The organism is Labrys wisconsinensis, from assembly GCF_030814995.1.
GTDB lineage: Bacteria > Pseudomonadota > Alphaproteobacteria > Rhizobiales > Labraceae > Labrys > Labrys wisconsinensis.
Genome location: NZ_JAUSVX010000018.1, coordinates 65,524 through 77,184, shown reverse-complemented (window position 1 = coordinate 77,184; position 11,661 = coordinate 65,524). Strand labels below are relative to the sequence as shown.

The following is an 11,661-nucleotide window of genomic DNA, read 5'->3' as shown; positions in this document are numbered from 1 at the left end:
GAGCCCGCCATGCCCGCGCCACGTCCCGTCCAGCAAGGCGACCATGTGTTCCTGGTCGACGGATCCTCCTTCATCTTCCGGGCCTATTTCCAGTCGATGAACCAGGACGCGCGCTACAATTACCGCTCCGACAGGCTGCCGACCGGCGCGGTGCGCCTGTTCTGCAACGTGCTGCACAAGATGGTCCGCGAGGGGGTGATGGGCAACAAGCCGACCCACCTCGCCATCATCTTCGACAAGTCGGAGGAAAGCTTCCGCAAGGAGATCTACCCCGACTACAAGGCGCATCGCCCGCCGCCGCCGGCCGAGCTGGTGCCGCAGTTCCCGCTGATGCGCGACGCCGTGCGCGCCTTCGGCCTCAAGCCGGTCGAGCAGATCCGCTACGAGGCCGACGACCTCATCGCCACCTATTGCCGCATCGCCTGCGAGGCCGGGGCCGACGTCACCATCGTCTCCGCCGACAAGGACCTGATGCAGCTCATCCGGCCCTGCGTGGTGATGTTCGACCCGGCCTCGGGCGATCAGAAAGCCAAGGGCTCGCGGCCCGAGCGCATCATCGGCGAGGCCGAGGTCATGGAGAAGTTCGGCGTGCCGCCGGCCAAGGTGGTCGACGTGCAGGCGCTCGCCGGCGATTCCACCGACAACGTGCCGGGCGTGCCCGGCATCGGCGTCAAGACAGCGGCGCAGCTGATCACCGACTACGGCGACCTGGAGACGCTGCTGGCCCGCGCCGCCGAGATCAAGCAGGAGAAGCGCCGCCAGAGCCTGATCGACAATGCCGAGCTGGCGCGCATCTCCAGGCAGCTGGTCAAGCTGGTCGATGACGTGCAGTTGGAAGTGCCGCTCGACGATCTCGTCGCGCCCGGCCTCGATGCCCGCGGCGCCATCGCCTTCCTGAAGGCGATGGAGTTCAACACCCTGACGCGGCGCATCGCCGAGGATGCCGGGCTCGATCCGGCGGCGATCGAGCCGGACGAGACGCTACGCATCCCGCCGGGCGAGGCGCCGGGTGGCGCCCCGGCTGCGGTCGTCGCCGTGGCGGTCGCGACCCCCGAGGGCGGCGCGGTCGCCGTCGCCACCATGGAAGCGGCCAGGCCGGATGCGGGCCCGCCGCCGGCGCGGCGGGTGGAGGAGGTCAAGGCGGCGCTCACGGCGGTGCCCGTCGACGTCGCCGCCTACGAGACGGTGGGAAGCCTGGAGCAGCTCGAGCGCTGGATCGCCGGGGCCTTCGACGCCGGCCTCGTCGCCTTCGACACCGAGACCACCTCGCTCGACGCCCTGCAGGCCGAGCTGGTCGGCTTCTCCCTGGCGCTGGCGCCGGGCCGGGCCTGCTACGTGCCGCTCGGCCATCGCGACAAGGCCGACCTGTTCGGCGCCGGCCTCCTGCCCGGCCAGGTGCCGGCCGCCGAGGCGCTGGCGCGGTTGAAGCCCCTGCTCGAGGACCCGTCCGTCCTCAAGATCGGGCAGAACATCAAGTACGACGCGCTTGTCATGGGCGAGCAGGGCATCCGCATCGCTCCCCAGGACGACACGATGCTGATGTCCTACGTGCTCGACGGCGGCCTCGGCTCGCACGGCATGGACGAGCTTTCCGAGCGCCATCTCGGCCACAAGCCCATCGCCTATTCGCAGGTGACCGGCACCGGCAAGGCGCGGATCAGCTTCGCCGAGGTGCCGATCGACCGAGCCACCGCCTATGCGGCCGAGGATGCCGACGTGACGCTGCGCCTCTGGCAGCTGTTCAAGGCCCGGCTGGTGGCCGAGGGCATGGTGCCGGTCTACGAGACGCTGGAGCGGCCGCTGGTGGCGGTGCTGGCGCGCATGGAGGCGGCCGGCATCATGATCGACCGGCAGATCCTGTCGCGTCTCTCCGGCGATTTCGCGCAAGGGGCGGCCCGGCTGGAGGCGGAGATTCACGCGCTCGCCGGCGAGACGTTCAATGTCGGCTCGCCCAAGCAGCTCGGCGACATCCTGTTCGGCAAGATGGGCATCCCCGGCGGCCGGAAGACGGCGACGGGCCAATGGGCCACCGGCGCCGACGTGCTGGAGGACCTCGCCGCCCAGGGCCTGGAGCTGCCGCGCCGCATCGTCGACTGGCGCCAGATCACCAAGCTCAAGTCGACCTATACCGACGCGCTGCCCGGCTACGTCAACCCCAGGAGCGGCCGGGTGCACACCTCCTTCGCGCTCGCCGCCACCACGACCGGGCGGCTCTCCTCCTCCGAGCCGAACCTGCAGAACATCCCGGTGCGCACCGAGGAAGGGCGCAAGATCCGCACCGCCTTCATCGCCGCGCCCGGCTGCAAGCTGATCTCGGCCGACTATTCGCAGATCGAGCTGCGCGTCCTGGCGCATGTCGCCGAGATCCCGCAGCTGCGCCAGGCCTTCGAGGACGGCATCGACATCCATGCCATGACCGCCTCGGAGATGTTCGGCGTGCCGGTCGAGGGCATGGACCCGCTGGTGCGCCGGCGGGCCAAGGCGATCAATTTCGGCATCATCTACGGCATCTCCGCCTTCGGCCTCGCCAACCAGCTCGGCATCTCGCGCGAGGAATCGGGGGCCTATATCAAGAAATATTTCGAGCGCTTCCCCGGCATCCGCGACTACATGGACGCGACCAAGGCCGACTGCCGGGCCAACGGCTATGTCTCGACCATCTTCGGCCGCAAGTGCCACTTCCCGGCGATCAACTCCAAGAACCCCTCGGAGCGGTCCTTCGTCGAGCGCCAGTCGATCAACGCGCCGATCCAGGGCTCGGCCGCCGACATCATCCGCCGCGCCATGGCACGGATGGACGCGGCCCTCGCCGGCGCGAAGCTCTCGGCCCGCATGCTGCTGCAGGTGCACGACGAGCTGGTGTTCGAGGCGCCGCAGGAGGAGGTCGAGGCGGCGATGCCCGTCATCGCCGCCGTGATGGAGGCCGCGCCCGAGCCGGCCCTGAAGCTGCGCGTGCCGCTGAGAGTCGACGCTCGCAGCGCCGGCAACTGGGAGGAGGCGCACTGAGCGGCGGACGCCTGGTGCTGCCGGCCGAGGCGTGCGCTACGGGCCCGGCTTCACCTGCGCCGTCATGACGGGCGTGGTCAAACCCGACCTTCCGGCTTCTGCTGACCGTGCAGGACTCTGACGATCTCCAGACCGCCGGGGGGGGGGGACCGCCGGGGGGGGCACGTAGAAGATGAGGAAGGGGGAGCCGCGCACGGGAAAGGACCGCACGCCTTCTCCCAGATCAGGCCTCGCGCGACCGAGCTCCTTGAACTCGGCAAGCAGGCGGAATGTGGCTTCGAAGCGAGCCGTGATCCGCTCGGCATGTGCGATGCCATACGAATCTGCGCTCGCGAACCAGATCGTCTCGAGATCCGCGAGAGCAGCGGGCCGCTTACGGATGCTTGGCATCAGGGCGGTCGCGATACGCCCTGCGCATGCGGGCGTTGAAGTGGTCCATCCCTTCCCAGGGCTGGGCTTCGCCGCTGTTCAGACCGTCCTGGATCGCCGTCCGGAGCGCATCCGTCGATAGGCCCAGAAATGCCTCGGCCGTGGTGTTCACGTCGAGGTCGAGCGCCTGGATGGCGGCCGATATGAATTCCTCGACGGAGGAAACGGCACCAGCCTCCACGGCCTTGCGCGCCAGAGCTTCCTGTTCGGATGTCAGCTGTATGGTCATGGCAGCAGTATAGGGCCCGGCGCGGGAACGGCAACGCAGGAGGCGCTCGCTTCGCACACAAGCGCGGGCGTCTTCGTCGGATGGTTCAACCGCAGAATCCGGTATGTGGTGCATAATGATGGGATCAGGCCCAGATGCATGAGGACAGGATGCTGGAAATCGGCGCCTCCGCGGCAAGGAGCAAGTTGGCCGCTCTGCTCGCTACGGTCGAGAGCGGCGAAGAGGTCGTGATCACTCGTCGCGGGAGGCCGGTGGCGAAGCTCGTGCCTCTCGCCGGCCAGGCCGATCGTGCGCGGACTCGTGCTGTCGTGCAGCGTATCCATACTCTGCGTCGCGGTCTGACTCTCGGCAACGACCTAACTCTGAAGGAGCTGATCGAGCAGGGCCGTCGATGAGTCCGCTCGGTCCCATACCTCCTCTGCCCCACGAATCCTTGGCGCCTGACGGCCGCTCTGCTATTGCGCGCCCATGAGCACGCAGACCATCGACAATATCCGCAACTTCTCCATCGTCGCGCACATCGACCACGGCAAGTCGACACTGGCCGATCGGCTGATCCAGGCGACGGGGACGCTGAGCGAGCGCGAGATGGTCGAGCAGGTGCTCGACAGCATGGACATCGAGCGCGAGCGCGGCATCACCATCAAGGCGCAGACCGTGCGGCTGAACTACGTCGCCAAGGACGGCAAGCCCTACATCCTCAACCTGATGGACACGCCCGGCCACGTCGACTTCGCCTACGAGGTGTCGCGCTCGCTGGCGGCCTGCGAGGGCTCGCTGCTGGTGGTCGACGCCAGCCAGGGCGTCGAGGCCCAGACGCTCGCCAATGTCTACCACGCCATCGACGCCGGCCACGAGATCGTGCCGGTCCTCAACAAGATCGACCTGCCGGCGGCCGAGCCCGACCGCATCAAGGAGCAGATCGAGGATGTCATCGGCATCGACGCCTCGGAGGCCGTGCCGATCTCGGCCAAGACCGGCCTCAACATCGACCTGGTGCTGGAGGCGATCGTCACCCGCCTGCCCCCGCCCAAGGGCGACCGCGAAGCGCCGCTGAAGGCCCTGCTGGTCGACTCCTGGTACGACGCCTATCTCGGCGTGGTCGTGCTGGTGCGCATCGTCGACGGCACGCTCAGGAAGAACCAGCGCATTCGCATGATGGGCACCGATGCGGTCTACGAGGTCGAGCGCATCGGCGTGTTCCGGCCGAAGATGCAGGGCGTCGAGCAGCTTGGCCCCGGCGAGGTCGGCTTCATCACCGCCTCGATCAAGGAGGTGGCGGACACCCGCGTCGGCGACACCATCACCGAGGAGCGCAAGGGCACGGCGACGCCGCTGCCCGGCTTCAAGCCGGCCCAGCCGGTGGTGTTCTGCGGCCTGTTCCCGGTCGACGCCGCCCAGTTCGAGGACCTGCGCGCCGCCATGGGCAGGCTGCGCCTCAACGACGCCAGCTTCTCCTTCGAGATGGAGAGCTCGGCGGCGCTCGGCTTCGGCTTCCGCTGCGGCTTCCTCGGCCTCCTCCACCTGGAGATCATCCAGGAGCGTCTGGAGCGCGAGTTCAACCTCGACCTGATCGCCACCGCTCCCTCGGTGGTCTACAAGGTCAACCTCAACGACGGCAGCCAGCTCGAGCTGCACAACCCGGTCGACCTGCCCGACGTGGTGCGCATCGCCTCGATCGAGGAGCCGTGGATCCGGGCGACGATCCTGACGCCGGACGACTATCTCGGCTCGATCCTGAAGCTCTGCCAGGACCGGCGCGGCGTGCAGGTCGACCTCAACTATGTCGGCAAGCGCGCCATGGTGCAGTACGACCTGCCGCTGAACGAGGTGGTGTTCGACTTCTACGACCGGCTGAAATCGGTGTCGAAGGGCTATGCCAGCTTCGACTACCACCTCACCGACTATCGCGAGGGCGACCTGGTCAAGATGCAGATCCTGGTCAATGCCGAGCCGGTCGACGCCCTCTCCATGCTGGTGCACCGGGCCCGGGCCGAGAGCCGCGGCCGCGCCATGTGCGAGAAGCTGAAGGACCTGATCCCCCAGCACATGTTCCAGATCCCGATCCAGGCGGCGATCGGCGCCAAGATCATCGCCCGCGAGACCATCCGCGCCCTGCGCAAGGACGTCACCGCCAAGTGCTACGGCGGCGACATCACGAGAAAGCGCAAGCTCCTGGAGAAGCAGAAGGAAGGCAAGAAGAAGATGCGCCAGTTCGGCAAGGTGGACATTCCGCAGGAAGCGTTCATCGCCGCGCTGAAGGTCGACGGCTGAGGGGCTCGGTCCCTGGGGGGCATCGGCCCGCCGCGCCTGGGCTCAGTCGGCCTTGGCCTCTTTGTCCAGCGCGGTCAGGATCCGGTAGGCGGCCTCGACCCGGGCGGGAATCGGATAGTTCCGGTTGGCCAGCAGGACGATGCCGAGGCGCCGTTCCGGCACGAAGGCGACATAGGTGCCGAAGCCGTTGGTCGAGCCGGTCTTGTTGATTAGCATGTCGGTCCGCGGCGCGGCCGGCGGATCGAGCTTCGCCACTGCGTGCGGCTGGCGAGCCATCTCGGCGGAGTTGCCGGCGAGCAGGCGGTCCAGGGTGGTGGGATAGGCATACATCTCCCAGCCCAGGCCCTGGGTCATGGGGCCGACCTTGAAATATCCGGTGTGGGTTGCCGCGAGCCCGCGCCGCAGCGTGTCGTCCAGCCCGGTGCCGTCCATGTTGGCTTCCACGAAGCGGATGAGATCGCCGGCCGTGGTCTTCACGCCATAGGCCTGCGAGGCGAGGGCGCCCGGGCCCACCCGGACCGGCTTGCCGGCCCCGGTGTAGCCGAAGGCATAGCGGCCCATCTGATCCTGGGGAACCCGGATGAAGGTGGAGGCGAGGCCCAGCGCCGGGAAGAGCTGCTTTTCCATCAGGTCCTCGAAGCTCCCGCCCATGCTCCGGGCCGCCAGATCGCCGAACAGGCCGATGCTCGGGTTCGAGTAGAGCCGCTGCGTGCCGGCGGGGTAGGCCGGGCGCCAGGCCTTGAAATAGGCGATGATCCCATCCTCGCCGCGCACCGCGTCGGGAAACTGCAGGGGCAGGCCGCCCGCGGTGTAGGTGGCGAGGTCGAGCAGGCTGATGCGGTCGAAGCTGCTGCCGGCGAGGGCCGGCAGGTATCGGCTCGCGGTGTCGGCGAGCGACAGGGCGCCGCGCGCCTGCGCCAGGCCGCCGAGGGCGGCGGTGAAGGTCTTGCTGACCGAGCCGATCTCGAACAGCGTGTCGTCACGGACCTTCTCGCCGCTCTCGCGGGAGGCGAGGCCGTAGGTGAAGACGGCGTGCCGCCCGCCGAGCGTGACGGCGACGGCCATGCCCGGGATCTTGTTCGCCGCCATGAGAGGGCGGATCACCTGATCGACGATCGGCCCGAGCTGCGCGGGATCTTGCCCGTCAGCTGCGAGGACGCCGGCGCTGCAGACGAGAGAAACCGCAGCAGCAATCCCGATTCGGAGGATGGATCTCTTGATCACGGCAGTCATGGTCTCCCTGCATCGAGGTCATGCGGCCCAGGGGGCATGCGAGTCCTGGCGCGTCCGGTCGTCGCGACTGTCCGAATCCCTGACGTGGACTTGATGCCGCGGGGCGACGCCGGGCATGGTCGAGGCCTGTTCGGTGGATGTACGCGGCCTATACGCCGGCTGCAAACGACGATAGTTTGCGCTCGCCATGAGAAAAATTTGGGTGTCCGCATGGTCCGTCCGCATCTGCCGCTGAACGCGCTGCGTGCCTTCGAGGCCTCGGCCCGGCATCTCAGCTTCACCCGGGCGGCGATCGAATTGTGCGTCACGCAGGCCGCGGTCAGCCACCAGGTCAAGAGCCTGGAGCAGCACCTCAACGTCACCCTGTTCGAGCGGCTGCCTCGCGGCCTGATGTTGACGCAGGAAGGGGAGGTGCTGCTGCCCGCCTTGCGCGACTCCTTCGACCGCATCGCCGGCACGCTGGAGCGCTTCGAGGGCGGGCGCTATCGCGAGGTGCTCCGGGTTGGGGCGGTCGGCACCTTCGCGGTCGGCTGGCTGCTGCCGCGCCTCGGCGACTTCCAGGCCCGGCATCCCTTCATCGACCTGCGCCTGTCGACCAACAACAACCGCGTCGACATCGCCGCCGAGGGCCTCGACTATGCCGTCCGCTTCGGCACGGGCGCCTGGCACGGGGTCGAGGCCGTCCGGCTCCTGGACGCGCCGTTGTCGCCCCTGTGCCTGCCCGACATCGCCGCGCGGCTCGCGGCCCCGGCCGACCTCCTCGGGCACACGCTGCTGCGCTCCTACCGGGCGGACGAATGGCCGCGCTGGTTCGCGGCCGCCGGCGTGCCGTCTGGCGTGAGTCCGCCGAAGAGCATCGTGTTCGATTCCTCCCTCGCCATGATGGAGGCGGCGCTGCAGGGGGCCGGCATCGCCCTGGCGCCGCCCTCGATGTTCGCCCGGCACCTGCAGGCGGAGGCGATCCGGCAGCCCTTCGACATGGTCGTCACGCTCGGCAGCTATTGGCTGACGCGCCTGCAGTCACGCCCGGTCACCCCGGCCATGGCCGCCTTCCGCGACTGGCAGGTCGCGGCCGCCGGAGCAGGGGACCGGTAGAGCAAAGCGCGTTTGGACGGAAACGCCGCTTTGCTCCGGCTCCTTGTTTCGATGCGTCTTTGCGATGCTTGGCGATGCCGCCAAATCGCGAAACGCTCGAGCGCTGCGCCCCGCCGGCCGGGAGGCGCCTCCTCAACCCGCCCTTGACCCGGCACGGCACCCGCCATAGCTTGTTATTTGCAAGCTGTTCGTCACGCCTGCGAACGGCAGGGGCCAGGGTGGGCCGGGGGATCGGGAATGAGCAGGAGCGAACGGTCCGGCTGCCCCATCAATCTCGCGCTGGAGGTGCTCGGCGACCGCTGGAGCCTGCTGATCCTGCGGGACGTCATCTTTGCGGGCCGGCGCACCTACAACGAGCTGCTGGCCAGCGACGAGGGCATCGCCACCAATATCCTCGCCGATCGCCTGAAGAAGCTCGTCGACGCCGGCCTGCTGCGGCGGGCGCCCAATCCGGAGCAGCGGCAGCGGCCGATCTACAGCCTCACCGAGCCGGGCATCCGCCTGCTCCCCGCCCTCGTCCATCTCGGCGACTGGGGCCAGAGCTGGCTGCCCGCCTCGGAACGCGAGGCCGAGCAGGCGCGGCGGCTGTTCGCCGGCGGCCCGCGCCGCTGGGCTGCGATGATGGACGAGCTGCGCCGCAAGCACCTCGACCCTTCCGAGACCGCGGCCTGAGGCAGCCGCCCGTGTCGACAGCTTGCTTTTTGCAAGTTTATCGGCAATAGTTCACTTGCAATTCACAAGCAGCGGAGGCGATTGGCCGGGCGGCCCGGGCCTCCGAACCGGAGGACGTTCCATGCGGCGGCTCATCCTGCAGATGCAATCCTCGATCGACGGCTTCGTCGGCGCTCGCGGGGCCTTCGACTGGACGGTCTGGGACTGGGGGCCGCACTGGGCCTGGGACGACGCGCTCAAGGCCGCCTTCAACGCGACCTTCGAGCGGGTCGATACCATCCTGCTCAGCCGGCCCATGGCCGAGGAGGGTTATCTCACCCATTGGGGCAACGCGGCCAGGAGCCATCCTGCCGATCCCGCTTACGCCTTTGCCGGGCGGATCGTCGGGCTCGACAAGATCCTCGCCAGCCGCACGCTCGACCGCTCGCGCTGGGAGCGCACGGAGCTCGTCGCGGGGCCGCTGGCCGCGGGCGTGGCGGCAGTCAAGGGCCGGCCGGGCGGCGACCTCATCTGCTTCGGCGGGGCGGGCTTCGGCCGCGCCCTGCTGCAGGCGGGCCTGGTCGACGAGCTGCAGCTCTACGTCAATCCGACCGCCCTCGGCGCGGGCATCCCGCTGATCCCGGGCCCGCTGCGGATGCGCCTTCTCGACGCGCGACCCTATGCATGCGGCATCGTGGTGAGCCGCTACGCTCCGCTGGCGGCCGGGGCATAGGTGCCCCGGCGGGCGCTCAGCTGTCTCGGCCCAGCGCGCGGCCGATCAGGCTGAGCATCCCGTCGGCGAGGCGGTCGATCGCCGCCGCCCGGTCGGGCTGCCCGTCGACGAACGGCATCTGTCCGTCGAGCGCCAGCGTGGCGAAGCCGTGCACCGCCGACCAGGCGAGCACCAGGGAAGAGGCGTCGCCGCCCCGGCCGGGCAGGGCCTCGTTCGCCGTGGCGAGCAGGCCGAAGGCGCGCTGGCCGGCCTGCGCCAGGGCGGGGTCGCCGCGCTCGAGGGGAAAGCGCCCGAACATCACCCGGAAGCGGGCAGGGTGCTCGAGGGCATAGCGGATATAGCCGCGCCCGAGCCCCCGCAGCCGCGCCGTGGGCGTTGCGCCGGCGGCGGCCGCGTCCTCCATCGCCCGGCACAGGCCCTCGAAGCCGAGCGTGGCGATGGCGGTGAGCAGGCCGGTGACATTGCCGAAATGGTGGGCCGGCGCCGCCGGCGACACCCCCGCCCGCCGGGCGCATTCCCGCAGCGAGAAACCCTCGACGCCGCGCTCGGTCAGCAGCTGCTCGGCGGTCTCGATCAGGACATGGCGCAGGTCGCCGTGATGATAGGCGCGACCGCCCGCTGCCGCCCGCTCCGTGTCGTCCATGTCGCCATCCGAACAGTGATCAGATTATCTTGACAATGATTAGATAGCGGCTCATACAAGGCGCGGCAACTGAACACCGTTCAGATGGAGGCGGCGATGCTGGAGCAGTCGTTCGGGATCGGCAACATGGCGGCGATGCTCTCCTGGGCCCTGCTGGTGCTGCTGCCGCGCTGGCGCGGCCTGGCGCAGGCCGTGGCGGGGGTCGCGGTGCCCGCCCTGCTCTCCCTCGCCTATCTCGTGCTGATCGGCGTGTGGTGGAGCCGGACGGCCGGCGGCTTCGGCTCGATCGCCGAGGTCCGGGCCCTGTTCGGCTCCGACGCCCTGCTCGTCGCCGGCTGGTTCCATTATCTCGCCTTCGACCTCTTCGTCGGCGCCTGGATCCTGCGCGAGGGCGAGCGCGCCGGCCTGCCTCACCCTGCCCTGGTGCCGCTGCTCGTCCTCACCTTCCTGTTCGGGCCGATCGGCTATCTCGGCTTCCTGGCGCTGCGCCGCGCCTGGCGCCTCGCCGACGTCTGGCCGCAGGCCGGGACCGCCCGGCGCCATGGGCTCGGCCGTCTCTGGTTCGCCTTCGCCGGCCGCGAGCCGGTCCTGGTCGCCGCGGGCCTGCTCTTCCTCGCCGCCCTGCTGCCGACCGGCATCGCCCATGTCCTGGACGAGCGCACCCTCGCCGGCGTGAACGTCTGGACGAAGCCGCTGAAGTTCGAGGCTTCCCTGGCGCTGTTCGCCTTCAGCCTGGCCTGGTTCATGCCGATGGCGAGCGATGCCTTCCGCCGCTCGCTCGCCGGGCGCGCGGTGGTCTGGGCCTTCGTCGTGCCCGCCGCCTTCGAGATCGCCTATATCGTCTGGCGGGCCTCGCGCGGCGAGGCCTCGCATTTCAACACGGCCACGCCGGCGGCGGCGATCGGCTACGCGCTGATGGGCCTCGGCGCGGTGACGCTGACCCTGACCGCGCCGCTGCTCGCCTGGGGCATCGCCCGCCGGGATGCGCCGCCGGCCGATCCGGCCTATCGGCTGGCGGTCATCCTCGGCCTGGCGCTGACCTTCGTGCTCGGCGGGATCGAGGGCATGGTGATGTCGGCCGGCGCCGGCCACGCTGTCGGCGCGCCGCTGGCGGGGGATGCCGGCGTGCCGGTCTTCGGCTGGCTGCGCAGCGCCGGCGACCTGCGCGTGGCGCATTTCCTCGGCATCCATGCCCAGCAGGCGATCCCGCTCGCCGGCGCCCTGGCCGCCGCGCTCCTGCCGGCCCGGGCACGGCCCGCCGTGCTCGGCTTCGCCGCCCTCTATGCCGGGCTGACCATCGCCGCTTTCGTCGAGGCCATGGCCGGCCGGCCGCTGCTCTGAGCCGGCTAAGACAAGCCCGGTCCGGCG

The 11,661-nt window shown here is 69.6% G+C and carries 11 protein-coding genes; 7 read left to right on the top strand and 4 right to left on the bottom strand.

What is annotated here, in order from left to right; all coding sequences use genetic code 11:
* Window positions 1-9: 9 nt before the first annotated feature.
* Entirely contained in the window at window positions 10-3,006 is a 2,997-nt protein-coding gene (gene polA / locus QO011_RS33970; protein WP_307282431.1) for a DNA polymerase I, read from the top strand.
* Between the two features lie 36 nt (window positions 3,007-3,042).
* Here polA and QO011_RS42600 read toward each other — a convergent pair whose 3' ends face one another.
* Window positions 3,043-3,396 carry a type II toxin-antitoxin system RelE/ParE family toxin gene (locus QO011_RS42600; RefSeq protein ID WP_370882052.1) on the bottom strand — a complete coding sequence of 118 codons (354 nt, stop codon included), beginning with the start codon at window positions 3,394-3,396 and terminating at the stop codon, window positions 3,043-3,045.
* Window positions 3,380-3,664 (bottom strand): ribbon-helix-helix domain-containing protein, encoded by a 285-nt coding sequence (locus QO011_RS33965; RefSeq protein ID WP_307282430.1) that lies wholly within the window; start codon window positions 3,662-3,664, stop codon window positions 3,380-3,382. The genes QO011_RS42600 and QO011_RS33965 overlap by 17 nt, the downstream gene beginning before the upstream one ends.
* A 134-nt stretch (window positions 3,665-3,798) precedes the next feature.
* Between QO011_RS33965 and QO011_RS33960 the strand changes: the two genes are divergently transcribed.
* Window positions 3,799-4,059: a type II toxin-antitoxin system Phd/YefM family antitoxin gene (locus tag QO011_RS33960; protein WP_307282428.1), complete on the top strand. Its 261-nt coding sequence runs from the start codon at window positions 3,799-3,801 to the stop codon at window positions 4,057-4,059.
* Window positions 4,060-4,132: 73 nt separating this feature from the next.
* Window positions 4,133-5,938 carry a translation elongation factor 4 gene (gene lepA / locus QO011_RS33955; protein ID WP_307282426.1) on the top strand — a complete coding sequence of 602 codons (1,806 nt, stop codon included), beginning with the start codon at window positions 4,133-4,135 and terminating at the stop codon, window positions 5,936-5,938.
* Between the two features lie 42 nt (window positions 5,939-5,980).
* On the opposite strand, the gene ampC is transcribed toward lepA, so the two are convergent.
* Entirely contained in the window at window positions 5,981-7,171 is a 1,191-nt protein-coding gene (gene ampC / locus QO011_RS33950) for a class C beta-lactamase (protein WP_307282423.1), read from the bottom strand.
* A 210-nt stretch (window positions 7,172-7,381) separates the two neighbouring features.
* Between ampC and QO011_RS33945 the strand changes: the two genes are divergently transcribed.
* The 3 genes from QO011_RS33945 (at window position 7,382) to QO011_RS33935 (ending at window position 9,650) form a co-directional block, all read left to right on the top strand.
* Window positions 7,382-8,266, top strand: a complete 885-nt coding sequence (locus QO011_RS33945) for a LysR family transcriptional regulator (RefSeq protein ID WP_307282422.1) — start codon at window positions 7,382-7,384, stop codon at window positions 8,264-8,266.
* 237 nt (window positions 8,267-8,503) lie between these two features.
* On the top strand, window positions 8,504-8,938 hold the full coding sequence (locus QO011_RS33940; protein WP_307282421.1) for a winged helix-turn-helix transcriptional regulator: 435 nt from the start codon (window positions 8,504-8,506) through the stop codon (window positions 8,936-8,938).
* A 121-nt stretch (window positions 8,939-9,059) separates the two neighbouring features.
* Window positions 9,060-9,650 carry a dihydrofolate reductase family protein gene (locus QO011_RS33935; RefSeq protein WP_307282419.1) on the top strand — a complete coding sequence of 197 codons (591 nt, stop codon included), beginning with the start codon at window positions 9,060-9,062 and terminating at the stop codon, window positions 9,648-9,650.
* A gap of 16 nt (window positions 9,651-9,666) precedes the next feature.
* Here the strand turns inward: QO011_RS33935 and QO011_RS33930 are convergent, their stop codons facing one another.
* On the bottom strand, window positions 9,667-10,293 hold the full coding sequence (locus QO011_RS33930; RefSeq protein WP_307282416.1) for a TetR/AcrR family transcriptional regulator: 627 nt from the start codon (window positions 10,291-10,293) through the stop codon (window positions 9,667-9,669).
* Between the two features lie 96 nt (window positions 10,294-10,389).
* Between QO011_RS33930 and QO011_RS33925 the strand changes: the two genes are divergently transcribed.
* On the top strand, window positions 10,390-11,634 hold the full coding sequence (locus QO011_RS33925; RefSeq protein ID WP_307282414.1) for an ABA4-like family protein: 1,245 nt from the start codon (window positions 10,390-10,392) through the stop codon (window positions 11,632-11,634).
* The last annotated feature ends 27 nt before the right edge of the window (window positions 11,635-11,661 follow it).

Excerpts from the sequence above, each read along its gene's own strand:
- QO011_RS33925 (WP_307282414.1), top strand. The coding sequence starts at position 10,390 with ATGCTGGAGCAGTCGTTCGGGATCGGCAACATGGCGGCGATGCTCTCC.
- QO011_RS33960 (WP_307282428.1), top strand. The coding sequence starts at position 3,799 with ATGCATGAGGACAGGATGCTGGAAATCGGCGCCTCCGCGGCAAGGAGC.
- QO011_RS33940 (WP_307282421.1), top strand. The coding sequence starts at position 8,504 with ATGAGCAGGAGCGAACGGTCCGGCTGCCCCATCAATCTCGCGCTGGAG.
- QO011_RS33965 (WP_307282430.1), bottom strand. The coding sequence starts at position 3,664 with ATGACCATACAGCTGACATCCGAACAGGAAGCTCTGGCGCGCAAGGCC.
- polA (WP_307282431.1), top strand. The coding sequence starts at position 10 with ATGCCCGCGCCACGTCCCGTCCAGCAAGGCGACCATGTGTTCCTGGTC.
- QO011_RS33945 (WP_307282422.1), top strand. The coding sequence starts at position 7,382 with ATGGTCCGTCCGCATCTGCCGCTGAACGCGCTGCGTGCCTTCGAGGCC.
- lepA (WP_307282426.1), top strand. The coding sequence starts at position 4,133 with ATGAGCACGCAGACCATCGACAATATCCGCAACTTCTCCATCGTCGCG.
- QO011_RS33930 (WP_307282416.1), bottom strand. The coding sequence starts at position 10,293 with ATGGACGACACGGAGCGGGCGGCAGCGGGCGGTCGCGCCTATCATCAC.
- ampC (WP_307282423.1), bottom strand. The coding sequence starts at position 7,171 with ATGACTGCCGTGATCAAGAGATCCATCCTCCGAATCGGGATTGCTGCT.
- QO011_RS33935 (WP_307282419.1), top strand. The coding sequence starts at position 9,060 with ATGCGGCGGCTCATCCTGCAGATGCAATCCTCGATCGACGGCTTCGTC.
- QO011_RS42600 (WP_370882052.1), bottom strand. The coding sequence starts at position 3,396 with ATGCCAAGCATCCGTAAGCGGCCCGCTGCTCTCGCGGATCTCGAGACG.